The sequence below is a fragment of the Aeromonas sp. R2-2 genome (assembly GCF_040908355.1).
GTDB classification, from domain to species: Bacteria; Pseudomonadota; Gammaproteobacteria; order Enterobacterales; family Aeromonadaceae; genus Aeromonas; species Aeromonas veronii.
The window spans coordinates 131,320-156,422 of the sequence record NZ_JBFODQ010000075.1 but is presented as its reverse complement, the minus strand read 5'-3'; the positions used below and the strand labels follow the sequence as shown (position 1 = coordinate 156,422).

At 56.4% G+C, this 25,103-nt stretch carries 40 protein-coding genes; 5 read left to right on the top strand and 35 right to left on the bottom strand.

Annotated elements, in window-relative coordinates; translation table 11 throughout:
• Positions 1 to 144 precede the first annotated feature (144 nt).
• The 28 genes from rplQ to rpsJ all read right to left on the bottom strand — a co-directional run bounded on the left by rplQ (position 145) and on the right by rpsJ (position 13,768).
• Positions 145 to 528, bottom strand: a complete 384-nt coding sequence (rplQ, locus tag AB5Z09_RS16580; RefSeq protein ID WP_005307999.1) for a 50S ribosomal protein L17 — start codon at positions 526 to 528, stop codon at positions 145 to 147.
• A 43-nt stretch (positions 529 to 571) separates the two neighbouring features.
• Positions 572 to 1,561 (bottom strand): DNA-directed RNA polymerase subunit alpha, encoded by a 990-nt coding sequence (gene rpoA / locus AB5Z09_RS16575; protein ID WP_005307997.1) that lies wholly within the window; start codon positions 1,559 to 1,561, stop codon positions 572 to 574.
• Between the two features lie 25 nt (positions 1,562 to 1,586).
• Positions 1,587 to 2,207 carry a 30S ribosomal protein S4 gene (rpsD, locus tag AB5Z09_RS16570; RefSeq protein ID WP_005340600.1) on the bottom strand — a complete coding sequence of 207 codons (621 nt, stop codon included), beginning with the start codon at positions 2,205 to 2,207 and terminating at the stop codon, positions 1,587 to 1,589.
• Positions 2,208 to 2,246: 39 nt separating this feature from the next.
• Positions 2,247 to 2,636 (bottom strand): 30S ribosomal protein S11, encoded by a 390-nt coding sequence (gene rpsK / locus AB5Z09_RS16565; protein WP_005307993.1) that lies wholly within the window; start codon positions 2,634 to 2,636, stop codon positions 2,247 to 2,249.
• A 14-nt stretch (positions 2,637 to 2,650) separates the two neighbouring features.
• The gene (gene rpsM, locus AB5Z09_RS16560; protein WP_005307991.1) at positions 2,651 to 3,007 is read right to left on the bottom strand and encodes a 30S ribosomal protein S13; all 357 of its coding nucleotides are present in this window, start codon (positions 3,005 to 3,007) and stop codon (positions 2,651 to 2,653) included.
• A 139-nt stretch (positions 3,008 to 3,146) separates the two neighbouring features.
• Positions 3,147 to 3,260, bottom strand: coding sequence for a 50S ribosomal protein L36 (rpmJ, locus tag AB5Z09_RS16555; protein ID WP_005319705.1), 114 nt, complete (start codon positions 3,258 to 3,260; stop codon positions 3,147 to 3,149).
• Positions 3,261 to 3,287: 27 nt separating this feature from the next.
• A complete protein-coding gene (gene secY, locus AB5Z09_RS16550; protein WP_005340602.1) occupies positions 3,288 to 4,616 on the bottom strand; it encodes a preprotein translocase subunit SecY in 1,329 nt (442 codons plus the stop codon).
• 8 nt (positions 4,617 to 4,624) lie between these two features.
• Positions 4,625 to 5,062, bottom strand: coding sequence for a 50S ribosomal protein L15 (gene rplO, locus AB5Z09_RS16545; protein ID WP_005340604.1), 438 nt, complete (start codon positions 5,060 to 5,062; stop codon positions 4,625 to 4,627).
• Between the two features lie 2 nt (positions 5,063 to 5,064).
• A complete protein-coding gene (gene rpmD, locus AB5Z09_RS16540) occupies positions 5,065 to 5,244 on the bottom strand; it encodes a 50S ribosomal protein L30 (protein WP_005307985.1) in 180 nt (59 codons plus the stop codon).
• A 6-nt stretch (positions 5,245 to 5,250) separates the two neighbouring features.
• A complete protein-coding gene (rpsE, locus tag AB5Z09_RS16535) occupies positions 5,251 to 5,751 on the bottom strand; it encodes a 30S ribosomal protein S5 (protein WP_005340605.1) in 501 nt (166 codons plus the stop codon).
• A gap of 14 nt (positions 5,752 to 5,765) precedes the next feature.
• The gene (gene rplR, locus AB5Z09_RS16530) at positions 5,766 to 6,119 is read right to left on the bottom strand and encodes a 50S ribosomal protein L18 (RefSeq protein WP_005340606.1); all 354 of its coding nucleotides are present in this window, start codon (positions 6,117 to 6,119) and stop codon (positions 5,766 to 5,768) included.
• A gap of 9 nt (positions 6,120 to 6,128) precedes the next feature.
• Positions 6,129 to 6,662, bottom strand: a complete 534-nt coding sequence (gene rplF, locus AB5Z09_RS16525) for a 50S ribosomal protein L6 (RefSeq protein WP_005340607.1) — start codon at positions 6,660 to 6,662, stop codon at positions 6,129 to 6,131.
• 13 nt (positions 6,663 to 6,675) lie between these two features.
• A complete protein-coding gene (gene rpsH, locus AB5Z09_RS16520) occupies positions 6,676 to 7,068 on the bottom strand; it encodes a 30S ribosomal protein S8 (protein WP_005307980.1) in 393 nt (130 codons plus the stop codon).
• A gap of 21 nt (positions 7,069 to 7,089) precedes the next feature.
• Positions 7,090 to 7,395, bottom strand: coding sequence for a 30S ribosomal protein S14 (gene rpsN / locus AB5Z09_RS16515; RefSeq protein ID WP_005340609.1), 306 nt, complete (start codon positions 7,393 to 7,395; stop codon positions 7,090 to 7,092).
• A gap of 10 nt (positions 7,396 to 7,405) precedes the next feature.
• Entirely contained in the window at positions 7,406 to 7,945 is a 540-nt protein-coding gene (gene rplE, locus AB5Z09_RS16510; RefSeq protein ID WP_005331162.1) for a 50S ribosomal protein L5, read from the bottom strand.
• A gap of 13 nt (positions 7,946 to 7,958) precedes the next feature.
• Complete coding sequence (gene rplX / locus AB5Z09_RS16505; RefSeq protein WP_005307977.1) at positions 7,959 to 8,276, bottom strand: 50S ribosomal protein L24; 318 nt, start codon at positions 8,274 to 8,276, stop codon at positions 7,959 to 7,961.
• A gap of 11 nt (positions 8,277 to 8,287) precedes the next feature.
• Complete coding sequence (rplN, locus tag AB5Z09_RS16500) at positions 8,288 to 8,656, bottom strand: 50S ribosomal protein L14 (protein ID WP_005307975.1); 369 nt, start codon at positions 8,654 to 8,656, stop codon at positions 8,288 to 8,290.
• A gap of 147 nt (positions 8,657 to 8,803) precedes the next feature.
• Positions 8,804 to 9,052 (bottom strand): 30S ribosomal protein S17, encoded by a 249-nt coding sequence (rpsQ, locus tag AB5Z09_RS16495; RefSeq protein ID WP_005307966.1) that lies wholly within the window; start codon positions 9,050 to 9,052, stop codon positions 8,804 to 8,806.
• Positions 9,052 to 9,243 (bottom strand): 50S ribosomal protein L29, encoded by a 192-nt coding sequence (rpmC, locus tag AB5Z09_RS16490; protein WP_005307965.1) that lies wholly within the window; start codon positions 9,241 to 9,243, stop codon positions 9,052 to 9,054. The genes rpsQ and rpmC overlap by 1 nt, the downstream gene beginning before the upstream one ends.
• Entirely contained in the window at positions 9,243 to 9,656 is a 414-nt protein-coding gene (gene rplP, locus AB5Z09_RS16485; RefSeq protein ID WP_005340612.1) for a 50S ribosomal protein L16, read from the bottom strand. The genes rpmC and rplP overlap by 1 nt, the downstream gene beginning before the upstream one ends.
• A gap of 13 nt (positions 9,657 to 9,669) precedes the next feature.
• A complete protein-coding gene (gene rpsC, locus AB5Z09_RS16480; protein WP_005307962.1) occupies positions 9,670 to 10,383 on the bottom strand; it encodes a 30S ribosomal protein S3 in 714 nt (237 codons plus the stop codon).
• A gap of 3 nt (positions 10,384 to 10,386) precedes the next feature.
• Complete coding sequence (gene rplV / locus AB5Z09_RS16475) at positions 10,387 to 10,731, bottom strand: 50S ribosomal protein L22 (protein WP_005319741.1); 345 nt, start codon at positions 10,729 to 10,731, stop codon at positions 10,387 to 10,389.
• 10 nt (positions 10,732 to 10,741) lie between these two features.
• A complete protein-coding gene (gene rpsS, locus AB5Z09_RS16470) occupies positions 10,742 to 11,020 on the bottom strand; it encodes a 30S ribosomal protein S19 (RefSeq protein ID WP_005307960.1) in 279 nt (92 codons plus the stop codon).
• Positions 11,021 to 11,042: 22 nt separating this feature from the next.
• Positions 11,043 to 11,864 carry a 50S ribosomal protein L2 gene (rplB, locus tag AB5Z09_RS16465; protein ID WP_005340614.1) on the bottom strand — a complete coding sequence of 274 codons (822 nt, stop codon included), beginning with the start codon at positions 11,862 to 11,864 and terminating at the stop codon, positions 11,043 to 11,045.
• A 15-nt stretch (positions 11,865 to 11,879) separates the two neighbouring features.
• A complete protein-coding gene (gene rplW, locus AB5Z09_RS16460) occupies positions 11,880 to 12,179 on the bottom strand; it encodes a 50S ribosomal protein L23 (RefSeq protein WP_342690021.1) in 300 nt (99 codons plus the stop codon).
• A complete protein-coding gene (gene rplD / locus AB5Z09_RS16455) occupies positions 12,179 to 12,784 on the bottom strand; it encodes a 50S ribosomal protein L4 (protein ID WP_005340616.1) in 606 nt (201 codons plus the stop codon). Before rplD ends, rplW begins: the two co-directional genes overlap by 1 nt.
• A 17-nt stretch (positions 12,785 to 12,801) precedes the next feature.
• Positions 12,802 to 13,434, bottom strand: a complete 633-nt coding sequence (gene rplC, locus AB5Z09_RS16450) for a 50S ribosomal protein L3 (RefSeq protein WP_005340620.1) — start codon at positions 13,432 to 13,434, stop codon at positions 12,802 to 12,804.
• Positions 13,435 to 13,456: 22 nt separating this feature from the next.
• A complete protein-coding gene (gene rpsJ, locus AB5Z09_RS16445) occupies positions 13,457 to 13,768 on the bottom strand; it encodes a 30S ribosomal protein S10 (RefSeq protein WP_005307944.1) in 312 nt (103 codons plus the stop codon).
• A gap of 356 nt (positions 13,769 to 14,124) precedes the next feature.
• Between rpsJ and AB5Z09_RS16440 the strand changes: the two genes are divergently transcribed.
• Complete coding sequence (locus tag AB5Z09_RS16440; protein ID WP_368195745.1) at positions 14,125 to 15,039, top strand: DMT family transporter; 915 nt, start codon at positions 14,125 to 14,127, stop codon at positions 15,037 to 15,039.
• A 37-nt stretch (positions 15,040 to 15,076) separates the two neighbouring features.
• On the opposite strand, the gene envZ is transcribed toward AB5Z09_RS16440, so the two are convergent.
• The gene (envZ, locus tag AB5Z09_RS16435) at positions 15,077 to 16,387 is read right to left on the bottom strand and encodes a two-component system sensor histidine kinase EnvZ (protein ID WP_064339174.1); all 1,311 of its coding nucleotides are present in this window, start codon (positions 16,385 to 16,387) and stop codon (positions 15,077 to 15,079) included.
• Positions 16,384 to 17,106, bottom strand: a complete 723-nt coding sequence (gene ompR / locus AB5Z09_RS16430; protein ID WP_005340625.1) for a two-component system response regulator OmpR — start codon at positions 17,104 to 17,106, stop codon at positions 16,384 to 16,386. The genes envZ and ompR overlap by 4 nt, the downstream gene beginning before the upstream one ends.
• A gap of 249 nt (positions 17,107 to 17,355) precedes the next feature.
• Between ompR and greB the strand changes: the two genes are divergently transcribed.
• Positions 17,356 to 17,829, top strand: coding sequence for a transcription elongation factor GreB (gene greB / locus AB5Z09_RS16425; RefSeq protein WP_005340627.1), 474 nt, complete (start codon positions 17,356 to 17,358; stop codon positions 17,827 to 17,829).
• Positions 17,830 to 18,020: 191 nt separating this feature from the next.
• Positions 18,021 to 20,330 carry a Tex family protein gene (locus tag AB5Z09_RS16420; RefSeq protein WP_368195744.1) on the top strand — a complete coding sequence of 770 codons (2,310 nt, stop codon included), beginning with the start codon at positions 18,021 to 18,023 and terminating at the stop codon, positions 20,328 to 20,330.
• 70 nt (positions 20,331 to 20,400) lie between these two features.
• Here the strand turns inward: AB5Z09_RS16420 and AB5Z09_RS16415 are convergent, their stop codons facing one another.
• The 4 genes from AB5Z09_RS16415 to bioH all read right to left on the bottom strand — a co-directional run bounded on the left by AB5Z09_RS16415 (position 20,401) and on the right by bioH (position 22,603).
• Entirely contained in the window at positions 20,401 to 20,679 is a 279-nt protein-coding gene (locus AB5Z09_RS16415; protein ID WP_005355353.1) for a hypothetical protein, read from the bottom strand.
• A gap of 85 nt (positions 20,680 to 20,764) precedes the next feature.
• On the bottom strand, positions 20,765 to 21,532 hold the full coding sequence (locus AB5Z09_RS16410; RefSeq protein ID WP_005356861.1) for a putative metalloprotease CJM1_0395 family protein: 768 nt from the start codon (positions 21,530 to 21,532) through the stop codon (positions 20,765 to 20,767).
• Between the two features lies 1 nt (position 21,533).
• Positions 21,534 to 21,767 carry a flagellar basal body rod C-terminal domain-containing protein gene (locus AB5Z09_RS16405; protein WP_005342675.1) on the bottom strand — a complete coding sequence of 78 codons (234 nt, stop codon included), beginning with the start codon at positions 21,765 to 21,767 and terminating at the stop codon, positions 21,534 to 21,536.
• Positions 21,768 to 21,838: 71 nt separating this feature from the next.
• Positions 21,839 to 22,603, bottom strand: coding sequence for a pimeloyl-ACP methyl ester esterase BioH (bioH, locus tag AB5Z09_RS16400; RefSeq protein WP_144715637.1), 765 nt, complete (start codon positions 22,601 to 22,603; stop codon positions 21,839 to 21,841).
• A gap of 38 nt (positions 22,604 to 22,641) precedes the next feature.
• Between bioH and AB5Z09_RS16395 the strand changes: the two genes are divergently transcribed.
• On the top strand, positions 22,642 to 23,370 hold the full coding sequence (locus tag AB5Z09_RS16395; protein ID WP_368195743.1) for a ComF family protein: 729 nt from the start codon (positions 22,642 to 22,644) through the stop codon (positions 23,368 to 23,370).
• A gap of 80 nt (positions 23,371 to 23,450) precedes the next feature.
• On the top strand, positions 23,451 to 24,029 hold the full coding sequence (nfuA, locus tag AB5Z09_RS16390; RefSeq protein WP_368195741.1) for a Fe-S biogenesis protein NfuA: 579 nt from the start codon (positions 23,451 to 23,453) through the stop codon (positions 24,027 to 24,029).
• A 69-nt stretch (positions 24,030 to 24,098) separates the two neighbouring features.
• On the opposite strand, the gene gpsA is transcribed toward nfuA, so the two are convergent.
• Complete coding sequence (gpsA, locus tag AB5Z09_RS16385) at positions 24,099 to 25,103, bottom strand: NAD(P)H-dependent glycerol-3-phosphate dehydrogenase (protein ID WP_005355367.1); 1,005 nt, start codon at positions 25,101 to 25,103, stop codon at positions 24,099 to 24,101.

The following is a 25,103-nucleotide window of genomic DNA, read 5'->3' as shown; positions in this document are numbered from 1 at the left end:
GCAGTTGAGGCAGTTGAGGCAGTTGAGGCAGTTGAGGCAGTTGAGGCAGTTGAGGCAGTTGAGGCAGTTGAGGCAGTTGAGGCAGTTGAGGCAGTATCAGAATGGATTAAAAGAAAAGCCGGGACAAGCCCGGCTTTTTCTTTATCACTCAGCAGCTGCTTCAGCAGCGGCCGGGCGGTCTACCAGCTCAATATAAGCCATAGGGGCGTTGTCGCCTGCACGGAAACCGCATTTCAGAATGCGAGTATAACCGCCGGCGCGCTCCAGGTAGCGCGGGCCCAGTTCATTGAACAGCTTAGCCACGATCGCGTTATCGCGAGTACGGGCAAATGCCAGGCGACGATTAGCAACGCTATCAGTCTTGGCAAGGGTGATCAGCGGTTCAACTACACGACGCAGCTCTTTTGCCTTAGGCAGAGTCGTCTTGATGATCTCATGACGAACCAGGGAGCTGGCCATGTTGCGGAACATTGCCTGACGATGGCTGCTGTTCCGGTTCAGTTGACGACCACTCAAACGATGGCGCATGACCTTATCCTTCTAACTAAATCTGTGAAACCCGTAATCTGGATTACTCGTCAGCGATGCTGGCGGGCGGCCAGTTCTCAAGGCGCATGCCAAGAGACAGACCACGGGAGGCCAACACGTCCTTGATCTCAGTCAGGGACTTCTTACCGAGGTTAGGAGTCTTAAGCAACTCAACTTCGGTACGCTGTACCAGATCACCAATATAGTGGATAGCTTCTGCCTTCAGACAGTTCGCAGAACGAACTGTCAGCTCCAAATCATCGACAGGACGTAGCAGAATCGGATCAAACTCGGGTTTCTCTTCTTTCTTCTCGGGCACGCTGACATCGCGCAGATCCACGAAGGCTTCCAGTTGCTCGGCCAAGATAGTGGCAGAACGACGGATGGCTTCTTCAGGATCCAGGGTACCATTGGTCTCCATGTCGATGACCAGCTTGTCCAAGTCGGTACGCTGTTCCACACGCGCTGCCTCAACATTGTAGGCAATACGAACGATGGGGCTGAACGCGGAGTCCAGCAGCAGGCGACCAATAGGACGCTCTTCGTCATCGTTGTGAACACGAGCAGAAGCAGGCACATAACCACGACCGCGCTGAACTTTCAGGCGCATGCTGATTTCAGCATTGGCACCAGTCAGATGGCAGATTACGTGCTCCGGGTTTACGATCTCGACTTCATCACCGTGAGTGATATCACCAGCGGTAACGGGGCCTGTTCCAGACTTGGTCAGGGACAGAGTTACCTCGTCCTTGCCTTCCAGCTTCACAGCGATACCTTTCAGGTTGAGCAGGATTTCAAGAATGTCTTCCTGTACACCTTCTTTGCTGCTGTACTCATGCAGTACCCCGTCAATTTCGACTTCAGTAACTGCACAACCGGGCATAGATGACAGCAAAATACGACGCAGGGCGTTGCCCAGCGTGTGACCAAAGCCACGCTCGAGTGGCTCAAGAGTCACTTTCGCATGAGTCGGGCTAACTTGCTCGATGTCAACTAGCCGCGGTTTAAGAAAATCTGTTACAGAACCCAGCATTGTGTCCTCTCTTTAGAAGCTAGCTTTACTTGGAGTAAAGCTCGACGATCAGCTGTTCGTTAATGTCGGCAGACAGGTCGGAACGCTCTGGCAGACGCTTGAAAGCACCTTCCATTTTAGCGGCGTCAACCTCTACCCAAGTCGGCTTCTCACGCTGACCAGCAACTTCCAGGGAAGCTTTGATACGCGCTTGCTTCTTAGCCTTCTCACGAACGCAGATCACGTCCTCAGGGGAAACCTGGAAAGAAGGAATGTTCACAACGCGACCGTTTACCATGATGGCCTTGTGGCTCACCAGCTGACGAGATTCAGCACGGGTAGCGCCGAAGCCCATACGGTAAACAACGTTGTCCAAACGACCTTCCAGCAGCTGCAACAGGTTTTCACCGGTGTTACCCTTTTGACGGGCAGCGTCGCGGTAGTAGTTGCGGAACTGTTTTTCCAATACGCCGTAGATACGACGAACTTTTTGTTTCTCGCGCAGCTGAACACCGTAGTCGGACAGACGCGCTTTACGCGCACCGTGCTGACCAGGGGCGGTGTCAATCTTGCACTTAGAATCAATCGCACGAACACCTGACTTCAGGAAGAGGTCGGTGCCCTCACGACGGCTAAGCTTAAGCTTAGGACCGATATATCTTGCCATCTTCTTTCTCCAACAATCCTAGACCAAGTAGCTACAGCGTTATACGCGGCGCTTCTTGGGAGGACGACAACCGTTGTGCGGGATCGGAGTCACATCAGTAATGTTAGTGATGCGGAAACCAGCCGCGTTCAGGGCGCGGATGGAAGACTCACGACCGGGACCCGGACCTTTGACCATGACTTCCAGGTTCTTGACGCCATATTCTTTGGCCATCTCACCAGCGCGCTCTGCAGCTACCTGAGCAGCGAACGGGGTGGACTTACGAGAACCACGGAAACCGGAACCACCAGAAGTAGCCCAAGACAGAGCATTGCCCTGACGGTCAGTAATGGTCACGATTGTGTTGTTGAAAGATGCATGAACGTGCGCAATACCGTCGCTCACTTGCTTTTTAACGCGCTTGCGAGCACGAGTCGGAGTTTTAGCCATTTTCTACCTTCCCGTTACTTCTTGATAGCCTTGCGCGGACCCTTACGGGTACGAGCGTTGGTCTTGGTACGTTGACCACGAACAGGCAGGCTACGACGGTGACGCAAACCACGGTAGCAACCCAGATCCATCAATCGCTTGATGTTCATGGAAATCTGACGACGCAGGTCACCTTCAACGGTGAATTTACCTACTTGTTCACGCAGACTCTCGATCTGAGCTTCGTCCAGGTCTTTAATTTTCACATTCTCAGCGATACCGGCTGCGGCACAGATGGCCTTGGAGCGGGTACGACCGACGCCATAAATCGCAGTCAAAGCGATGACTGCATGCTTATGGTCAGGAATGTTAATGCCAGCGATACGGGCCACTATTCACTCCTACATATAGTAGATTACGACCACCACAAAGCCCGTGAGCGGATACGTGGCGGTCAACCAATACACAACAAAAGTTGGCTGGCTATATTAGCCAGCACAACTATTTGTTGCAAGTACTAACCGTAAAAAATTAGCCTTGGCGCTGTTTATGCTTTGGCTCGCTGCAAATCACACGCACCACACCGTGACGCTTGATGATTTTGCAGTTACGGCAGATTGCCTTAACGGAAGCACGAACTTTCATTGCTTAACTCCGTAACTACGCCGACCTTTAGCGGCCGTAGCCCTTCAGGTTGGCCTTCCTCAGGACGTCGCCATATTGATGAGACATCATATGGGTTTGTACCTGAGCCATGAAGTCCATGATAACAACCACGATAATCAGCAGCGAAGTGCCACCGAAGTAGAACTGTACGTTCCAGGCAGTCATCAAGAACTGGGGTACCAGACAGATAAAGGTTATATAGAGCGCACCTGCCAATGTCAGGCGAGTCATAACCTTATCGATGTAACGTGCTGTCTGCTCGCCCGGGCGAATCCCCGGGATAAAGGCTCCACTCTTCTTCAGATTATCTGCTGTCTCGCGGGGGTTGAACACCAGCGCGGTATAGAAGAAGCAGAAGAAGATAATGGCTGCTGCATACAGCATCTCGTAAAGCGGTTGACCCGGCTGCAGGACCATAGAGACCTGTTGCAGGATATCAGCTACTTTACCCTCGCCCTGACCAAACCAAGAGGTAATGGTCCCCGGGAAAAGGATGATACTGGATGCGAAAATCGCAGGAATCACACCAGCCATATTCACTTTCAACGGCAGGTGTGTGCTTTGCGCGGCAAATACCTGGCGGCCTTGTTGACGCTTGGCATAGTTAACGACGATACGACGCTGACCACGCTCCACGAACACCACAAAGTAAGTCACTGCGAAAACAATCAAGCCCAGCAACAACAACAGCAGGATGTGCAATTCCCCTTGACGTGCCTGTTCGGCCGTAGCGCCAATGGCATGCGGCAGACCAGCAACGATACCTGTGAAAATAATCAACGAGATACCATTACCAATCCCACGCTCGGTAATCTGCTCACCCAACCACATCAAAAACATGGTACCGGTGACCAGACTCACAACCGCTGTGAAATAGAAGCCCAGACCCGGATTAGTCACGAGTCCATGCATCATATTCGGCAGACCGGTTGCAATACCAATGGCCTGGAAAGTTCCCAAAACCAGCGTGCCCCAACGGGTATATTGGCTAATCTTGCGACGGCCGGATTCACCTTCTTTCTTGAGTTCAGCAAGAGCGGGGTGAACCACTGTCAGCAGCTGGATAATGATCGACGCCGAAATGTACGGCATGATCCCCAACGCAAGAATAGAAGCACGCGAGAGTGCACCACCACTGAACATGTTGAACATCTCAATGATGGTGCCCTTCTGTTGCTGGAACAACTCGGCCAGTACGGCGGCGTCAATACCAGGAATCGGCACATAAGAGCCTGCACGGAAAACGATAATCGCCCCGAGAACGAAGAGCAGACGGCTCTTCAGTTCACTCAGACCACCCTGTGCTTTAACATCCAATCCTGGTTTCTTAGCCATTGTACTGATTATTCCTCGATTTTACCGCCAGCGGCCTCGATGGCTGCGCGTGCACCTTTGGTGACGGACAGACCACGAACAGTCACAGCACGGTCAATGTTGCCTGACAGAACAACTTTAGCGAACACGATGTTCTTAGTAACAACACCGGCTTGCTTCAGAGTGCTCAGGTCGACCACATCACCTTCTACCAGGGCGATTTCGTTCAGACGCACTTCGGCAGAAACCAAAGATTTGCGAGAGAAGAAACCGAACTTCGGCAGACGGATTTTCAAAGGCATCTGGCCGCCTTCGAAACCGTTGCGGACTTTACCGCCACCGGAACGAGAGGTTTGGCCTTTAACACCACGACCACCAGTCTTGCCCAAGCCGGAGCCGATACCACGACCACGACGTTGTTTTTCAGGCTTGGAACCAGCGGCCGGAGACAGAGTGTTCAGACGCATGCTTAGCCCTCCACCTTAACCATGTAATAAACCTGGTTGATCATGCCGCGTACGCAAGGAGTATCTTCCAGCTCAACGGTGTGACCAATGCGACGCAGACCCAGACCACGCAGAGTCGCCTTGTGCTTTGGCAGACGGCCGATAGAGCTGCGAGTTTGAGTTACTTTTACAGTGTTAGCCATGTCGCATTACCCCAGAATTTCTTCAACGCGCAGACCACGCTTGGCAGCGATCTGTTCCGGTGATTGACCGTGAACCAGAGCGTCTACAGTAGCGCGAACAACGTTGATTGGGTTGGTGGAACCGTAGGTCTTGGCCAGCACGTTGTGGATACCGGCAACTTCCAGAACAGCACGCATAGCGCCACCTGCAATGATACCAGTACCTTGGGAGGCCGGCTTCATGAACACGGTGGAGCCAGAGTGAACACCACGCACCGGGTGGTGCAGAGTGCCGTTGTTCAGCTCAACCTTGTTCAGGTTACGCTTAGCCTGTTCCATTGCTTTTTGAATAGCAGCCGGAACTTCACGGGCTTTACCGTAACCGTAACCTACACGGCCGTTACCATCACCCACCACGGTCAACGCGGTGAAGGACATGATACGACCACCTTTAACAGTTTTCGAAACACGGTTTACTGCAATGAGCTTTTCTTGCAGTTCGCCGGCTTGAGATTCGACTTTAGCCATCTTCGACTCCTAGCTTAGAACTGAAGACCAGCGTCACGTGCGGCAGCTGCCAGGGCAGCGATGCGACCGTGATACTTGAAACCGGAACGATCGAAAGATACGTTCTGAACGCCTTTGGCAATAGCACGCTCAGCGATAGCCTTACCTACAGCGGTAGCAGCATCTGCGTTACCGGTGTATTTCAGAGCTTCACTGATGGCTTTCTCTACTGTGGAAGCAGAGGCCAGAACTTCGGAACCGTTGGCTGCAATAACCTGCGCATAGATATGACGCGGGGTACGGTGAACAACCAGACGGGTAGCTCCCAGTTCCTGCATCTTTTTCCGAGCACGAGTAGCACGACGGAGACGAGCTGCTTTCTTGTCCATAGTGTTACCTTACTTCTTCTTAGCTTCTTTAGTACGCACTTGCTCGTTGGCATAGCGTACACCCTTGCCCTTGTAGGGCTCCGGAGCGCGGTAAGCACGGATATCGGCGGCGACTTGGCCAACCAGCTGCTTGTCGACGCCACGCAGAACGATTTCTGTAGCAGTCGGGCACTCAGCGGTCACACCAGCCGGCAGCGCATGCTCTACCGGGTGAGAGAAGCCCAGAGCCAGCGCAACAGCATTGCCCTTGATGGAGGCTTTATAACCTACACCAACCAGCTGCAGCTTGCGCTCGAAGCCTTGGGTAACACCGATTACCATGTTGTTGACCAATGCACGGGCAGTACCGGCCTGAGCGTCAGCACCAGCGATGCTGCCGCGCGGGGCGAACTTCAGTACATTGTCTTCTTTGGTCACTTCTACACCGGCGTGAATAGAGCGAACCAGAGAACCTTTACCACCTTTGATGGTCAGTTCCTGGCCGTTCAGAGTCACCTCTACGCCAGCAGGAATAGTGACGGGTGCCTTAGCAACACGAGACATTTCCTACCTCCTATTAAGCGACGTAGCAGATGATCTCACCGCCCATGCTTGCTTTGCGAGCAGCACGGTCAGTCATCACACCTTTAGACGTGGACACGATAGCAACACCGAGACCGCCCATAACTTTCGGCAGATCAGTAGTGCGCTTGTAAATACGCAGGCCTGGACGGCTTACGCGTTGGATCAGTTCTACAACTGGCTTGCCCTGGAAATATTTCAGTTCAATTTCCAGTTCCGGCTTCACGTCACCAGCTACGGAGTAGCCAGCGATGTAACCTTCTTCTTTCAGCACTTTGGCGATAGCCACTTTCAGCTTGGAAGAAGGCATGGAAACCGCAACTTTGCTCGCCGCCTGACCGTTACGGATGCGGGTCAGCATATCCGCGATCGGATCTTGCATGCTCATAAGTCTAACTCCCGAGATTCGTTACCAAGAAGCCTTCTTCAGGCCCGGAATTTCGCCCTTCATGGCATGCTCACGCACCTTGATGCGAGACAGGCCAAACTTGCGCAGGAAACCGTGCGGACGACCAGTAATATTGCAACGGTTACGCTGGCGGGACGGACTGGAATCACGGGGCAGCTGTTGCAGTTGCAGTACAGCATCCCAACGCGCTTCTTCAGAAGCGTTCATGTCAACGATGATAGCTTTCAGCTCGGCACGCTTGGTCGCGTACTTGGCTACCAGCTTGGCACGCTTTGCTTCGCGCGCTTTCATGGATGTTTTAGCCATAACCCTAACCTTACTTGCGGAATGGGAAGTTAAAGGCAGCCAGCAGAGCACGGCCTTCTTCATCGGTATTCGCGGAAGTGGTGATGGTGATATCCAGACCACGGACGCGATCGACTTTGTCATAGTCGATTTCCGGGAAGATGATCTGCTCACGCACGCCCATGGAGTAGTTACCACGACCGTCGAACGCTTTAGCGTTCAGGCCACGGAAGTCACGGATACGCGGTACGGAGATGCAGATCAGCCGTTCCAGGAACTCCCACATACGCTCGCCACGCAGGGTTACTTTACAACCTATCGGGTAGCCTTCACGAATCTTGAAGCCCGCAACAGATTTGCGAGCTTTGGTGATCAGCGGCTTCTGACCGGAAATGGCAGCCATATCGGCAGCAGCATTTTCCAGCAATTTCTTGTCAGAGATCGCTTCACCAACACCCATGTTCAGGGTGATTTTCTCGATCCGAGGGACTTGCATGATAGTCTTGTAACCGAACTGCTTGGACAGTTCATTTACTACATCGGATTTGTAGTAATCATGCAGTTTCGCCATCGTTAAACTCCAATTACTTCACAAGTTCGCCGGTGGATTTGAAGAAACGGACTTTTTTGCCGTCTTCAATCCGGAAACCAACGCGGTCAGCTTTGCCAGTGGCAGAGTTGAACAGCGCTACGTTTGATACATCGATGGGGGCTTCTTTGGTGACGATACCGCCAGCCTGACCCAGTGCGGGTACCGGCTTCTGGTGTTTCTTCACCTGGTTGATGCCTTCCACGATTACCTTACCTTTTGCAATCAGGACTTGAGTGACTTTGCCACGCTTGCCCTTGTCTTTGCCGGTAAGAACAATCACTTCGTCTTCGCGACGGATTTTAGCTGCCATCGTTCGACTCCTTACAGTACTTCGGGTGCCAGGGACACAATCTTCATGAACTTCTCATTACGCAGTTCACGGGTCACCGGGCCAAAAATACGAGTACCGATTGGCTGTTGGTTGTTGTTAAGCAACACAGCCGCATTGTTGTCGAAACGGATGACAGAGCCGTCCGGACGACGAACGCCTTTACGGGTGCGTACGACCACCGCGTTATACACATCACCTTTCTTCACTTTACCGCGAGGAATGGCTTCCTTGATGGAAACCTTGATGATGTCGCCGATGCCGGCGTAACGGCGGTGCGAGCCACCCAGAACCTTAATACACATTACACTGCGAGCGCCGGAGTTGTCGGCAACACCCAGCATACTTTGCATCTGGATCATCTTAGTGCTCCGCTTTGTTTACTTCTTATCCCTAATGGGATCTGGCTGCCTTCAAAAGGCGCGAAACTATAACACAGGATTTTCAGAAAAGGTAGCCTAAAAAACAAACGGCCCCTGAAAGGGGCCGCTTGGACTACAAAGTACCGATTAGGCCTTTTCTACAACGGCAACCAGGGTCCAGGACTTGGTCTTGGACAGCGGGCGGCATTCGCGGATTTCCACGAGGTCACCAGCTTTGCACTCGTTGTTTTCGTCATGCACGTGCAGCTTGGTAGTGCGCTTGATGATCTTACCGTAGATCGGGTGCTTTACCTTGCGCTCGATAGCAACAGTGATGGACTTGTCCATCTTGTCGCTGATTACACGACCTTGCAGAGTACGGATCTTGTCAGTCATTACGCACCTGCCTTCTCAGTCAGTACAGTCTTGATACGTGCGACGTCACGACGCACTTGTTTCAGAGTGTGAGTCTGAGCCAGCTGGCCGGTGGACGCTTGCATGCGCATGTTGAATTGCTCACGCAGCAGGCCCAGCAGCTCCTGGTTCAGTTCTTCGACGCTCTTTTGACGCAGATCTTGGGCTTTCATCACATCACCGTCTTAATTACGAAAGTGGTCTGAACAGACAGCTTAGCTGCGGCCAGGGCAAACGCTTCACGCGCCAGAGCCTCAGGTACACCGTCCATCTCGTACAGAACCTTGCCAGGCTGGATCGGGCAAACCCAGTATTCCACGTTACCCTTACCTTTACCCATACGAACTTCGAGGGGCTTTTCGGTGATGGGCTTGTCCGGGAACACACGGATCCAGATCTTACCTTGACGCTTAACGTGACGGGTCATGGCACGACGGGCTGCTTCGATTTGACGAGCAGTCAGTTGACCACGGGATGTCGCCTTCAGGCCAAAGGTACCGAAGGATACTTCGTTACCAGAGGTGGCCAGACCGCGGTTACGACCCTTGTGGGTCTTGCGGAATTTAGTACGCTTAGGTTGCAACATTTACCGAATCTCCTTACTTAGCAGCGCGGCGCTTGTTGTCACGCTTGGGCTTTGCAGGAGCTTGCTCTTGAGCAGCGGCAGCGTTAACAGCAGCCAGACCGCCCAGAACTTCGCCCTTGAAGATCCAAACTTTAACGCCGATCACACCGTAAGTGGTGTGGGCTTCAGAAGTTGCGTAGTCGATGTCGGCACGCAGGGTGTGCAACGGCACACGACCTTCACGGTACCATTCGGTACGCGCGATTTCAGCGCCGCCCAGACGACCGGAAACTTCCACTTTGATGCCCTTGGCACCCAGGCGCATTGCGTTCTGTACGGCGCGCTTCATAGCACGACGGAACATTACACGACGCTCCAGCTGGGAAGTGATGCTGTCGGCAACGAGTTTGCCATCCAGCTCCGGCTTGCGGACTTCGGAAATGTTGATCTGAGCAGGCACGCCAGCAATAGTGGCTACAGCTTTGCGCAGCTTCTCAACGTCTTCGCCTTTCTTACCGATGACAACACCCGGACGAGCGGTGTGAATGGTCACACGGATGCTCTTGGCCGGACGCTCAATGGTGATCTTGGACAAGGACGCGTTTTTCAGTTCCTTGGTCAGGAACTGGCGTACTTGAAAATCGCTGTACAGGTTGTCAGCGAAGTCTTTGGTGTTCGCGAACCAGGTAGAATTCCAAGGCTTGGTAATACCCAGGCGAATGCCATTAGGATGTACTTTCTGACCCATTGCTTATCTCCCAGCCTTAGCGTCGGATACCACTACAGTGATGTGAGCGGTACGCTTGAGGATACGATCCGCACGACCTTTGGCACGCGGACGGATGCGCTTCATGGAGGGACCTTCGTCGACCATGATAGTAGCAACACGCAGCGCGTCGATATCGGCGCCTTCGTTGTGCTCAGCGTTTGCAATGGCAGATTCCAGCACTTTCTTAACCAGCACTGCAGCCTTTTTCGGGCTGAAGGTCAGGATATTCAGAGCCTTGTCTACGGACAGACCACGTACTTGATCGGCTACCAGACGAGCTTTCTGGGCAGAAGTACGGGCATAACGGTGTTTAGCGATAGCTTCCATCATTTATCCCTTAGCGCTTCTTAGCCTTCTTATCAGCAGCATGGCCGCGATAAGTACGAGTCGGTGCGAATTCACCCAGTTTGTGACCGATCATTTCTTCGGTAACGAAAACCGGAACGTGCTGACGACCATTATGGACAGCGATGGTCAAACCGATCATGTTCGGGATGATCATTGAACGACGGGACCAGGTTTTAACCGGCTTTTTATCCCCGCTTTCCACCGCTTTCTCTACCTTCTTCAGCAAGTGCAGGTCAATAAATGGACCCTTCTTGAGAGAACGTGGCATGGTGATTCCTCTATGTTAACAATTACTTGTTACGACGACGTACGATGTACTTGTCGGTACGCTTGTTCTTACGGGTCTTGAAGCCTTTAGCCTTCTGGCCCCATGGGGACACAGGCTGCATGCCCTTGTTACGACCCTCACCACCACCGTGCGGGTGGTCAACCGGGTTCATCGCCATACCGCGAACGGTCGGACGAATACCACGCCAGCGGTTTGCACCGGCTTTACCCAGTTGACGCAACATGTGCTCGGAGTTACCGACTTCACCGATGGTAGCGCGGCACTCGGCCAGAACTTTACGTACTTCGCCGGAACGCAGACGCAGAGTTACATAGTTACCTTCACGAGCCAGGATCTGGATGAAAGTACCAGCGGAACGAGCCAGCTGGGCACCTTTACCAGGCTTCATCTCTACAGCGTGAACGGTAGAACCAACCGGGATGTTGCGCATCGGCAGGGCGTTACCTACCTTGATGGCTGCATCAGCACCAGAAGCGATCGCGTCACCAGCTTTCAGGCCTTTCGGAGCCAGGATGTAACGACGCTCACCGTCTGCATACAACACCAGAGCGATGTTAGCGGTACGGTTCGGATCGTATTCCAGGCGCTCTACTTTAGCCGGGATACCGTCTTTGTCGCGCTTGAAGTCGACGATACGGTAGTGCTGCTTGTGACCACCACCGATATGACGGGTAGTGATACGGCCGTTGTTGTTACGACCACCGGACTTGCTTTTGCTGTCCAGCAGAGCGGCGAAGGGCTTGCCCTTGTACAGCTCTTGATTGACGATCTTGACGACGTGGCGGCGGCCCGGAGAAGTAGGCTTGCACTTAACGATTGCCATTTTTGAGAACTCCTCTTACTCGGCTGCGCCCATGAAGTCGATGTCCTGACCAGCTTTCAGGGTCACATAAGCCTTTTTCCAATCGGAACGACGGCCTACGCGTGCACCTGCGCGCTTGGTCTTACCCTTCATGTTCAGGGTACGGACGGTCTCAACTTCGACCTCGAACAGTTTCGCAACTGCAGCTTTGACTTCCGCCTTGGTAGCATCAACAGCAACTTTGAACACGATAGTGTTCTGCTTTTCTGCAACCATGGTGCTCTTTTCAGAGATGTGCGGAGCCTTCAGAACTTTCAGCAGACGCTCTTCACGGATCATGCCAGCATCTCCTCGATTTGCTTAACTGCGTCAGCAGTCATCAGAACCTTGTCGAAAGCGATCAGGCTGACCGGGTCGATACCGGCAACGTCACGCACGTCAACTTTGTACAGGTTGCGAGCAGCCAGGAACAGGTTCTCATCGACTTCAGCAGTCACGATCAGAACGTCAGTCAGTTCCATTTCTTTCAGCTTGGCGATCAGTTCTTTGGTCTTCGGAGCTTCGATGCCGAACTTCTCAACAACGATCAGGCGCTCTTGACGTACCAGCTCGGACAGAATGCTACGGATAGCGCCGCGGTACATCTTCTTGTTTACTTTCTGGCTGTGATCTTGCGGCTTAGCAGCAAAAGTCACACCACCGGAACGCCAGATGGGCGAACGGATGGAGCCAGCACGGGCACGACCAGTACCCTTCTGACGCCACGGCTTTTTGCCGCCACCAGACACTTCAGAGCGAGTCAGCTGCGCACGAGTACCCTGACGGGCACCAGCGGCATATGCAACGACGACCTGGTGAACCAGAGCTTCGTTGAATTCGCGCCCGAAGGTAGTCTCGGAAACTTCAAGAGCGCTCTTGGCGTCTTTCATTACCAATTCCATTACTATCTCCTCAGACGTTACGCTTTGACGGCAGGTTTGACGATCACGTTGCCGTTGGTTGCACCCGGTACTGCACCTTTGATGAGCAGCAGGTTGCGTTCAGCGTCAACACGAACCAGTTCCAGGTTCTGAGTCGTTACACGCTCAGCACCCATGTGACCAGCCATCTTTTTGCCCTTGAATACACGACCCGGAGTCTGGTTCTGACCGATAGAACCCGGAACGCGGTGAGACAAGGAGTTACCGTGGGTCATATCCTGGGTGCGGAAGTTGTGGCGCTTAACAGTACCAGCAAAGCCCTTACCTTTGGATGTGCCGGTAACGTCTACCAGCTTAACGTCAGCGAGAAGATCTACTTTCAGCTCGCTACCAACAGTGAAAGTTTCACCGTTGTTCAGGCGGAATTCCCACAGACCGCGACCGGCTTCTACACCAGCTTTGGCGAAGTGGCCAGCTTCCGGCTTGGTCACACGGCTGGCTTTCTTGGCGCCAGTGGTAACCTGAATAGCGTTGTAGCCGTCGGTTTCTACAGATTTGACCTGAGTTACACGGTTAGCTTCAACTTCGATAACAGTCACCGGGATAGAAACGCCATCTTCAGTGAAGATGCGAGTCATACCCACTTTGCGACCTACAAGACCGATTGTCATTGTTATCAACCTCTTTCCGTAATTAACCCAGGCTGATCTGGACGTCTACACCAGCTGCCAGATCCAGACGCATCAGGGCGTCTACGGTCTTGTCAGTCGGCTCAACGATGTCTACCAGACGCTTGTGAGTGCGGATCTCGTACTGATCACGCGCATCTTTGTTGACGTGCGGGGAGATCAGGACGGTGAAGCGCTCTTTGCGAGTCGGCAGCGGAATAGGACCGCGAACCTGCGCGCCAGTGCGCTTAGCAGTTTCAACGATTTCCGCAGTGGATTGATCAATCAGGCGATGATCAAAAGCCTTCAGGCGGATACGGATTCTTTGGTTCTGCATTGACAGAGCTCCAATAGATAAAAGAACATAAATCAACACCGCCCGACCGAGATTTCTCCCGCCAGAGGTGTGATTTTTCACGTTTCCCCCCATATCGGGAGGACTGTATGGCTGGCTCCTGTAGACAGGAAACTCAGCAGCAGACATATCGTCTGGCTTACCTCATGGGTAAGCGGAGGGGATTATACGGATTTTTCAAATTTGCGCAAGGGAGAGCGAACAGATTATGCGCAGTTTTATGTGACAGATGGATCTCGCCTGCGGCAACACACTCTGCTGCCGACACCAAGGTAACGACAATGTTACAAGCAGACTGGTAGACTGTGCGCTTGCCTCTGTCAGTGGAACGACATCCCATGCTCAAAGATCAAAAGAAAGCCTATCAGTATGGCCTTTGCGCCGTTGCCCTCTGGTCGACGGTCGCCACAGCCTTCAAGATCTCCCTCGCCTATTTCGAACCTGTGCAACTGTTGCTTGTGGCTGCCTTCACCTCGACTCTCACGCTGACAGCCGTCGTCGCCAAACAGGGCAAACTGCCGCTGCTGGGGAGCTACATCAAGGCCCGCCCTTTCTACTACCTGACTCTGGGCGTGCTGAACCCCTTTCTCTATTACCTGTTGCTGTTCAAGGCCTATGACCTGCTGCCTGCCCAGCAGGCACAGACCCTCAACTACACCTGGGCCATTACCCTCAGTCTGCTGGCCGTCCCCTTCCTCGGCCAGAAGCTGCGTCGGCGCGATGGCGTCGCTATCGTGCTGGGGTATTTTGGCGCACTGGTGATCGCCACCAGAGGGGATGTATTCGGCCTTCAGTTCGACAGCCCCCTCGGCGTGACGCTGGCGCTGGTCTCGACCCTCATCTGGGCCAGCTACTGGATCCTCAACACCCGCAATCAGGGCGATCCCATCGTCAGCCTGTTGCTCGGCTTTATGATCAGCCTGCCTTTTATCGTCGTTGCAACCTGGTTGCTCTCCGATTTTGCCATGACCGCCTGGCAGGGATGGGCTGGAGCCATCTATGTGGGACTGTTCGAAATGGGCTTCGGTTTCGTGCTCTGGCTGATGGCGCTGCGCCATGCCACCAACACGGCCCCCATCAGCAACCTCATCTTTATCTCGCCGTTTGCCTCACTGGTGCTGCTCAACCTGTTGATCGGCGAAGCCATCCATCCGGCCACCCCAATCGGGTTGGCGCTCATCGTTGCCGCCCTGCTGATCCAGCAGCTCAAGTACGGCAAACGCTATCGTGCATCAGTCGAAACCAAGAACTGACCATGCAGAAGGGCGTATCCACGGATACGCCCTTCTCTCAATCCATCCACTCCTGTGGCTGATGTTTCGGCAGCCGCATCTCGACCAGCAGGCCGCCGAGATCCGAACTTCCCAACCGGATAGTGCCATGGTGCTGGGCGACGATCTTGGCCACGATAGCCAACCCCAAGCCACTACCGCCGACGGTCCGCGCCACATTACCCTGAGTAAACGGCTTGAGCACCCGGGAGTAGTCCTGCTCCGGAATGCCGGGACCATCATCGGAAAGGCGCAGGCGCACCCAGTGTCCATCGTCCTTCAACTCGGCATACAAGCGGCTCGCCCCATAACGCTGCGAGTTGCTTGAGAGGTTGTTCAACACCCGCCGGATACTGACCGGATTGCAGGCCACCCGCACCGCCTCTTGCGGCAGCGCCAGATCAACTTCCAGCCCCTGCTCCGAGTAGATCAGCAAGGTATCGTGCACCAGCTGGGTCAGGTCGATCGGCTCCAGATCTTGGCCCTCATCCGGGCGGATGTAATCGATGAACTGATCGATGATGGCATTGGACTCATCGATGTCGGCATTGATGCTCTCCTTGAGGTACTCGTCACCGGAGGACATCATCTCGGTCGCCAGCCGGATGCGGGTCAGCGGGGTGCGTAGATCGTGGGAAACCCCCGCCATCATCAGGTTACGCTCTTCGATCAGGCTCTTGATGGAGTGCGACATGTGGTTGAAGGTGCGGGTCAGTCGCCGCACTTCCCGTGATCCCAGCTCCCCCAGCGCCTCGGGGAAATGACCCCTGGCAACAGCAACGGCACCAGCCTCGAGATCCTCGAGCGGGCGCACCAGCTGCCGGGCAAAGCGCCAGGCCGCAAACAGGGTGATCACCAGCAGCACGCTCAGATAGATGATGAGGGGTTCGATATCGTCATCTTCGATCTCGGTCAGCGGGATCCGCACCCAGATTTTGCTGGCCTGCGGCGGCTGGATCCAGATGATGTAGTGATCCTGGATCTCGACCCGCACCTTGGCCGGGCCACCCAGTTCGCGACTGATGTTCTCCTCCAGATAGGGGTATGGCTTGGCCTCGTTGAAGCCATGCTGCACCGCCTCGCTCTGGGTATAGATATCGGTACCGGTCGTCACATAGACCAGCGCCTCGGCATCTTCGCTCAGCGCCAGTTGTTCCGTGTTGACCGGAAAGATCAGCTTGACCTGATTGGCCAGCAAGTGACTGATCTGCTTGACGGTTGGCGCCAGCAGATAGTTATAGAAGGTGACGTAGGAGACTGCTTGATAGACCACCAGAACGGCAGCCAGAAACCAGAGCATGCGCGAGAACATGCTGCCGACCTTTTTCATGCACCGTCACCATCTGGCACGAACACATACCCCAGACCCCAGACGGTCTGCAGGTAGCGGGGCTGGGCCGGATCCTGTTCCAGCAGGCGGCGCAGGCGGGAAACCTGCACGTCGATGCTGCGCTCGGTGGCGGTGTATTCGCGGCCACGGGCCAGATTCATCAGCTTGTCGCGGGAGAGCGGCTCGCGCGGATGGCTGACCAGTACCTTGAGCACCGCAAATTCACCGCTGGTGAGCGCCATCGGCTCACCATCCCGGCTCAGCTCGCGGGTCGCCAGATTGAGCTGGAAGGCACCGAAGTTGACCACCTTCTCTGCAGCAGAGGGTGCCCCCGGCAGCTCGACGGTATGGCGGCGCAGCACGGCACGGATCCGCGCCAGCAGTTCGCGGGGGTTGAACGGTTTGGGCAGATAGTCATCAGCCCCCATCTCGAGCCCGACGATGCGATCCACTTCATCCCCCTTGGCGGTGAGCATCAGCACCGGGATCTGGTTGCCCGCTTCCCGCAGACGGCGGCAGATGGAGAGTCCATCCTCCCCCGGCAACATCAGGTCGAGCACCATCAGGCTGAAGTTTTCACGAGTCAGCAAGCGATCGGCCTGCTCGCCATTGGCCACGCCGCGCACTACGAATCCCTGCTCGGTGAGATAGCGCTCCAACAGGGAACGTAATTTCAGGTCATCGTCCACGACCAGGACCTTGTATTGCTGCTGACTCATTGCTTTGCCTCTTCATTCTTTAGCTGCCCCCAATACTAGGGGGGGATATAGCGGGAGCAAAGCACAAATATGTTACCGGTTATTACCCATCCCGAGAGCGTGACGGCCATCAAGTCACTGCGCTGGCCATCCACTCCCTGAATGGCGCCAGCCGAGCCATCACGATTTCCCTCGACAGCAAGAGGACAAAAGCTAATATTCCCGAGCAGTTAGCGATGAATACCCCTCTTTGACCAGGTCCGGATCACCATGAAGACAAAGCTGATCACTCGCGAAGGCTACAACAAGCTGAAAGAAGAGCTCGATTTCCTCTGGCGCCAGGAGCGCCCCGAGGTCACCAGGAAGGTGGCATGGGCCGCCAGCCTGGGGGATCGCAGCGAAAATGCTGACTACCAGTACAACAAGAAGCGGCTGCGGGAGATCGATCGGCGGGTGCGTTACCTGCGCAAATGTCTCGAAGAGCTGGGGATCGTCGACTATGCCCCGGCGCAGGAGGGCAAGGTCTTCTTCGGCGCCTGGGTCGAGGTGGAAAACGATGAGGGCGAGACCAAGCGCTTTCGCATCGTCGGCTATGACGAGATCTTCGAGCGCAAGGATTACATCTCCATCGACTCCCCCATGGCCCGCGCCCTGCTCAAGAAAGAGGTCGGTGATGAGGCCATCGTCCGTACGCCAGTTGGTGACGTCTGCTGGTATATCAACGAGATCAGCTACCCCAAATAGCCGGACTGCTTGCCACAGGCACATCCTGAGTCACAGGTGCAATGGCAAGATAAACGCCCTCCCCTGCGACTTTATCAGTCTGACTGGTGCAGACCCCGGCGCAGGGTGGCATCCCGCAACACGACCCCATATAGTGCTCACACTTGGCGCCTGATGGCGCGGACTCGACCACAGAGGCCCTCAACAACATCATGATGCAAACCATAGAGAGACAGATTGCCGGTGAGCTCAATGCTCGCCCGGAGCAGGTGCAGGCCGCAGTGCGCCTGCTGGATGAAGGCTCGACCGTGCCCTTTATCGCCCGTTACCGTAAAGAGGTGACTGGCGGTCTGGACGATAGCCAGCTGCGTACTCTGGAGAGCCGCCTCGGCTATCTGCGTGAACTGGAAGATCGCCGTCAGGTGATCATTCGCTCCATCGAAGAGCAGGGCAAACTGACCCCCGAGCTGATGCGCGAATTGAATGGCGCCGACAGCAAGACCCGACTGGAAGACCTCTACCTCCCCTACAAGCCCAAGCGCCGCACCAAGGGGCAGATGGCGATCGAAGCCGGGTTGGAGCCGCTTGCCAACCTGCTGCTCAGCGACCCGATGCAGGATCCCGAGCAAGCTGCAGCCACCTTCCTCAATCCCGAACAGGGCATTGCCGACAGCAAGGCTGCCCTCGACGGCGCCCGCTATATCCTGATGGAGCGCTTCGCCGAGCAGGCCGACCTGCTGGAGAAGTTGCGCGACTACCTGTGGCAAAATGCCACCCTGCGCGCCCGCGTGGTGGCAGGCAAGGAGCAGGAAGGGGCCAAGTTCAAGGACTATTTCGAACACGACGAACCACTGCACAAGGCCCCCTCCCACCGGGTGCTGGCCATGCTGCGCGGCCGCAATGAGGGGATCCTCAATCTGGCGCTGGTCACCGGTGACGACGAGAGTGCCAGCCCCTGCGAAGGGATCATTGCCCACCACCTCAAGCTCAATCTGCAGAACCGCCCGGCCGACAAATGGCTGCAGGGGGTAGTGAGCTGGACCTGGAAGATCAAGTTGTCGCTTCAGATGGAGACCGAGCTGATCGGTCGCATCCGCGAGTCGGCAGAGGAGGAGGCGATCAAGGTGTTCGCCATGAACCTCAAGGATCTGCTGATGGCGGCCCCGGCCGGCATGCGCTGCACCATGGGGCTGGATCCGGGCATCCGCACCGGGGTCAAGGTTGCCGTGGTGGATGCCACCGGCAAGCTGGTCGATCACGCCACCATCTATCCGTTCGAACCGAAACGCCAGATTGATCAGAGCCTCAAGACCCTGAGCGAGCTGTGCCAGAAACACAAGGTCGAGCTCATCAGCATCGGCAACGGCACCGCCTCGCGGGAGACCGACCGGCTGGTGAGCGACCTGTTCGAGCGCTACCCCGCCGCCAAGGCGCAGAAGATAGTGGTGAGCGAAGCAGGAGCCTCGGTCTACTCCGCCTCCGAACTCGCCTCTCAGGAGTTCCCGGACCTCGACGTCTCGATCCGTGGCGCCGTCTCCATCGCCCGCCGCCTGCAAGACCCGCTGGCCGAGTTGGTCAAGATCGACCCCAAGAGTATCGGGGTAGGTCAGTATCAGCACGACGTCGGCCAGAGCCAGCTGGCCCGCCGGCTGGATGCCGTTGTCGAGGATTGCGTGAACGCGGTCGGTGTGGATGTGAATACCGCCTCGGTCGCCCTGCTCAACCGGGTTTCCGGCCTCTCCCAGACGCTGGCCCAGAACATCGTCGCCTATCGGGATGAGCACGGCGCTTTCAAGAGCCGTCAGCAGTTGCTGAAAGTGAGCCGACTCGGCCCCAAAGCCTTCGAACAGTGCGCCGGCTTCCTGCGCATTCGCGGCGGCAGCAATCCCCTCGACAGCTCGGCGGTGCACCCGGAGTCTTATCCGGTCGTGGAGCGGATCCTCGCCAAGCTGGAGCAGACCGTGGAGAGCCTGCTCGGCAACAGCAGCCTGCTGCGCAGCCTGAAACCGGCCGATTACACCGATGAGCAATTCGGCGTACCTACCATCACCGACATCATCGGCGAACTGGACAAGCCGGGCCGCGACCCGCGCCCCGAGTTCAAAACCGCGACCTTCAAGGAAGGGGTGGAGCAGATCAGCGACCTGGTTCCAGAGATGGTACTGGAAGGGGTGGTCACCAACGTCACCAACTTCGGCGCCTTCGTCGATATCGGTGTTCATCAGGACGGTCTGGTGCACATCTCCTCCCTGACCGACCGTTTCGTCAAGGATCCCCGTGAGGTGGTCAAGGCGGGCGACATTGTGCGGGTCAAGGTGTTGGAAGTGGACGCCCCGCGCAAGCGGATCAGTCTGACCATGCGTCTCGACGAAAAGGCAGGGCAACCCGCCCGCAAGCCGGCTGAAGCGCGCAACAGCAGTGCCGGCAACACCAAACCAAGAAATGAGCCGCGCCAAAGCCCCCCTATGGGTGGTGCCATGGGCAACGCCTTCGCGGCGGCGCTCTCCAAAGCGAAAAAGTAACGACACCGTCCGGAACGCCTCTGAATGCAAAAAGCCCCGCAAGGGGCTTTTTTACACGCGAAGCTCAGGATCACTGCGTCAGGGCAGCAAGAATGCTCTCGGGCTCTCCATGCTGGGCCAGCACCTCCCGCAGCCGGTTGAATGCCTTGCAGGCCTCTTGCGGATACTTGCCGTAAGAGACGACGCCGGTGTGGCTCCAGCCAGCCGCCAGCATCACTTTCTTCTTGAAACTGGTTCCTTCAGTTCCCCCTCCCCCGAGCTGCATCAGAAACTGCTCCATCTGCAGGTGGGGGGGCGGTACACGGGAGAAGGTGGTGAAATCTTCCGCTTTGACTTCATCGAAATGCATGACAGCTCCTGTGAAATTGGAATGGGCCTGATCTTCAGGTTAGTTGCAAAACAGGCAACGCAGCTGAAAGTTTGGCGAGGGTGATTCAGATATGCAGACTGAGGGACTGGGTCGAGGCCGGGCTGACAGCCTGTCGATAGTGGCCCGCGATGACGCTGTTGCGCTTGTCCATATAGGCACTCAGCACGCCGCCCGATTTTGCGCTCTGCTCGGCCATCAGCTCTTTGCGCGCCTTGGCTTCACTGGCGGCGGCGCTGCGCGCGACGGCCAGATCCTGCGCAGAAGGCTCGGCAGGCGCCAGCGCGGCAGAGCGGATCTGCTGCATCTTGGCGATGGTAGCGGCAGGGTCACCGGGGACGACACTGGTATCAATCTGGACTTCGCCACCCGTCGCATAACGCTTGCCATCCGGCCCTTGCGTAAACTGATAGGTGGGCGAGCTGGCGTACTCTCCGCCCGCAGACTGGTGAGCCTGCTCGTGAGTACGCACCTCCTTGTCACGCTCGACAAGATCCTGAACCTGCTGCTCTTGCCGCTGTTGCTGCTCCTGCTGTTTAGGATCTTGCTGCTTGCGCTGCCCATCCTCGCCGGTGGCCTCGACAAAGCGATTATCTGGCAGTGTCGTCGGGGCTAATTGCCCGGTTTCACGGCTGTTCTGGGAGGTCTGATTGCTGGAGGCCTGAGCGGCTTTGGATTTCTCTTTCTGGGAGCCGACTTCAGATTCGGCAACGGAGGCTTGGCCCGCACGGGCCTGCGGGATCAGTTCTGCCCGGCGATTATCCGTCCTCGCCGCTTCCACCTGGGGTTGCAGCTGTGTCGGGATAAGGGGAGGCAGACTGACATTGATGTTCATCTCACACCCGGATGTCGATCAGGGTTCCCATCATCTCGCTGGCGGTCTGCACTACCTTGGCGGAAGCGCCAGCCTGCTGCTCGGCCACCTTGAGATTGACAAGCTCATCGGTCACTTGCACCTGATCCCCGCTGGGGGTGTTGAGGCGGGCGATCTGATTGGATGCCTTGTCGGCAATCTGCTCGGCTCGCTGAAATCCCTGAACCCCGCTGTTGAAAGCAGAATCAATACGCATGATGTTACTCCTCTGGTCACAGCTTAATTATCCGCCAGACCAGAGGATTAATGAAGCTTGTCGGCTGTTTTTTAGCCAACAAAATCTCGAACGATTTCAATGAATTCGTCCGGGTGGGAGATAAAAGGCGCGTGTGAGGCCTTGTTGAGGGTCACGCTGCGGCTGGCAGGGTAGAGATCATCCAGCAGGGGAATGGCCGCCTTGGGTACCAATGAATCCAGTCGGCCATAGATCCGCAACCAGGGCAAATCCAGCTCCCGCAGCGGTTCGCGCAGGTCAATGTCGGCCAACAGCGTCAGCCCGGCCTCAAGTGCGGCAAACTGGGGCGCCGGGCGCTCGGCCAGCCAGTGGCGCAACTGACGGATATCGTCCCGGGCGTGTTCACTGCCCATGGCCTGGATCGCCAGAAAGCGCTCTATGGTCTGGCGAAAATCCCCTGCCAGCATCTGGTTGAAACCGGTCAGCACTTTGGGGGCGATCCCCGGCCACTCATCGCGGGCCATGAAACAGGGAGAGCTGGCTACCGTGATCAGGGAGTGCAACCGATCGGGATGCGTCAGCGCCAACTGGCTTGCCACCAGACCGCCGAGCGACCAGCCAAGCAGATGGCACTTCTGCGGCAAGATGGCGGCCACCTGCTCGGCAAGCCAGGGCAGGCTGTAATCCACCTCGTCTGCCAGCGGGCTGTTGCCAAAGCCGGGCAAATCCACCAGATGAACCCGATAGTGGGGCGCCAACTGTTGGGCAACACCATGCCAGACCGCACCGTTCATCCCCCACCCGTGCAACAGCACCAGATCTGGCCCCTGGCCAAACTGCTCTACCGATATGCTCATCTAGACTCAAGATCCCTGTTCATGCTCTTGGGGTCAGCATGTTAAAGCGACTGCTCGCTAAAGCAAGCCCGCTGCTCGGCAACCACGGCGACTGGCAAGGGAGTTGCCTCCTCTGTCATCAGCCTTGTGACAACGAGCCCCTGCTCTGCAGCTGGTGTCGGCAGGCGCTGCACCAGTCACAGCCGAGATGCCACCTCTGCGCCGCACCGCTGGCTAACTATATAGAAGAGAGCATACCGGTCTGCGGCCGCTGCCAGCGCAGACCTCCCCCCTGGGAGCGGTTGCAGGTGATCGGCGACTACCAGGCTCCCTACCCCATGCTGATCCCCCGGCTCAAATATTCCGGCCAGATCCTGCTGGCGCCGCTACTGGCACGCCTCTTGGCCGATCATCTGGATGGCTGCGAGCCGCCGGAGGCGATCATTCCGGTTCCCCTGCACTGGTGGCGGCAGTGGCGGCGCGGGTTCAATCAGGCGGAGGAGATCGCGCAAGCCCTTGGCGAGTTCACCGGCATTCCCTGCGACAACACCCTGTTGCAGCGCATCAAGGCAACACCGCAGCAAACAACCCTGAGCGCCGGGCAGCGGCGGCGCAATCTGCGCGGGGCATTCCGGATCCGCCCCCACCACTATCGCCATGTCGCCCTGCTCGATGACGTTGTAACCACAGGCGCCACCGCCGGTCAGCTCAGCCGTTTGCTCCATGAGAGCGGCATCACAAAGGTAGAAGTGTGGGCAATCTGTCGAACCCTGCGGCACAGCAAGTAGCCATCGGCATGCTACCCAAGCATTAATAACCGCGTTATCATGAATACCCTAGTCGTACACTCAGGTTTATGAGGATAGTGATGATCAGCATTTCCGACGCCGCCCAGGCCCATTTCCGTAAACTGCTGGAAAAACAGCCTGATGGCACCAATATCCGGGTGTTTGTGGTCAATCCGGGAACCCAGAATGCCGAGTGTGGCGTATCGTATTGCCCACCCGATGCCGTGGACCCGGAAGATCAACACCTGCCCTTCAGCGGCTTCGACTGCATGGTCGATCCCCTGAGCGCCCCCTTCCTGGTGGATGCCACCATCGACTTCGTGACCGATCAGATGGGCTCCCAGCTCACCCTGAAAGCACCGAACGCCAAGATGCGTAAAGTGGCCGATGACGCGCCGCTGATCGAGCGTATCGAGTACGTGTTGATGTCCGAAGTAAACCCCATGCTGGCCGGTCACGGTGGCAAGGTCACCCTGGTCGAGCTGACTGAAGACAAACTGGCCATCCTGCAGTTTGGCGGTGGTTGCAACGGTTGCTCCATGGTCGATTACACCCTTAAAGAGGGGATCGAGAAGCAGCTGCTGGAGAGGTTCCCGGGTGAGCTCAACGGCGTGAAAGACGCCACCGAGCACCAGCGCGGCGACCACTCCTACTACTGATTTGCAGCCCTTGCCGCAAAGAAAAGGCCCCGCCATCTGGCGGGGCCTTTTGCATGGGCAATCGGCAGATTACTCGTCCTTCTTGTCTCGCGACAGCAGGGCGATGGCCGCCTCTTTCGGGTTCTTACCCTCGTAGAGCACCTTGAAGATCTGCTCGCAGATGGGCATCTCGACGCCGCAGCGGGCCGCCAGCAGATGCACCTCTTTGGTGTTGCGATACCCCTCCACCACCTGACCGATCTCGGTCATGGCGGTGTTCACATCCTTGCCAGCCCCGAGGGCCAGCCCGAAGCGACGGTTGCGCGACTGGTTGTCGGTACAGGTGAGCACCAGATCCCCGAGCCCCGCCATCCCCATAAAGGTTTTGGCATCGGCACCCAGCGCCGCACCCAGACGCTGCATCTCCACCAGACCCCGGGTGATGAGCGCGGTTCTGGCATTGGCGCCAAACCCGAGCCCGTCGGAGAGACCGGCACCGATGGCGATGACGTTCTTCACCGCCCCACCCAGCTGCAGACCGACGAAGTCCGGATTGGTATAGACCCGGAAGGAGCGGCCACAGTGCAGCAGATGGGAGAGATCGTCGGCGAACTCGTCGTGGGTCGAAGCGACCGAGATGGCGGTCGGCAAACCGGCAGCCAGCTCCTTGGCGAAGGTGGGACCAGAGATCACCGCCAGTGGTATCTCGTCACCCAGCACTTCACGGGCCACGTCCTGCAGCAGACGGCCACTGTCCGGCTCCAGACCCTTGGTGGCCCAGGCGATACGGGTATCGGGGCGCAGGAAGGGTTTGATCCGGGTCAGCACATCGCCAAATACATGGCTCGGCACGACCAGCAGCAGCACGGGGGCAGCTTGTACCGCACGTTGCAGATCCGCAGTCAGCTGCAGATCGGCGGGAAAAGGGACATCAGGCAAAAATGCCTTGTTGCAGCGGTCTTGTTCCAGCTCGGCGACATGAACAGGGTCGTGACCCCACAGCAGGGTCGGATGACCGTTGCGCGCCAGAGAAATGGCAAGGGCGGAGCCATAAGACCCCGCCCCCAAGACCGAGATAGCGATCTGGTCAGCCAT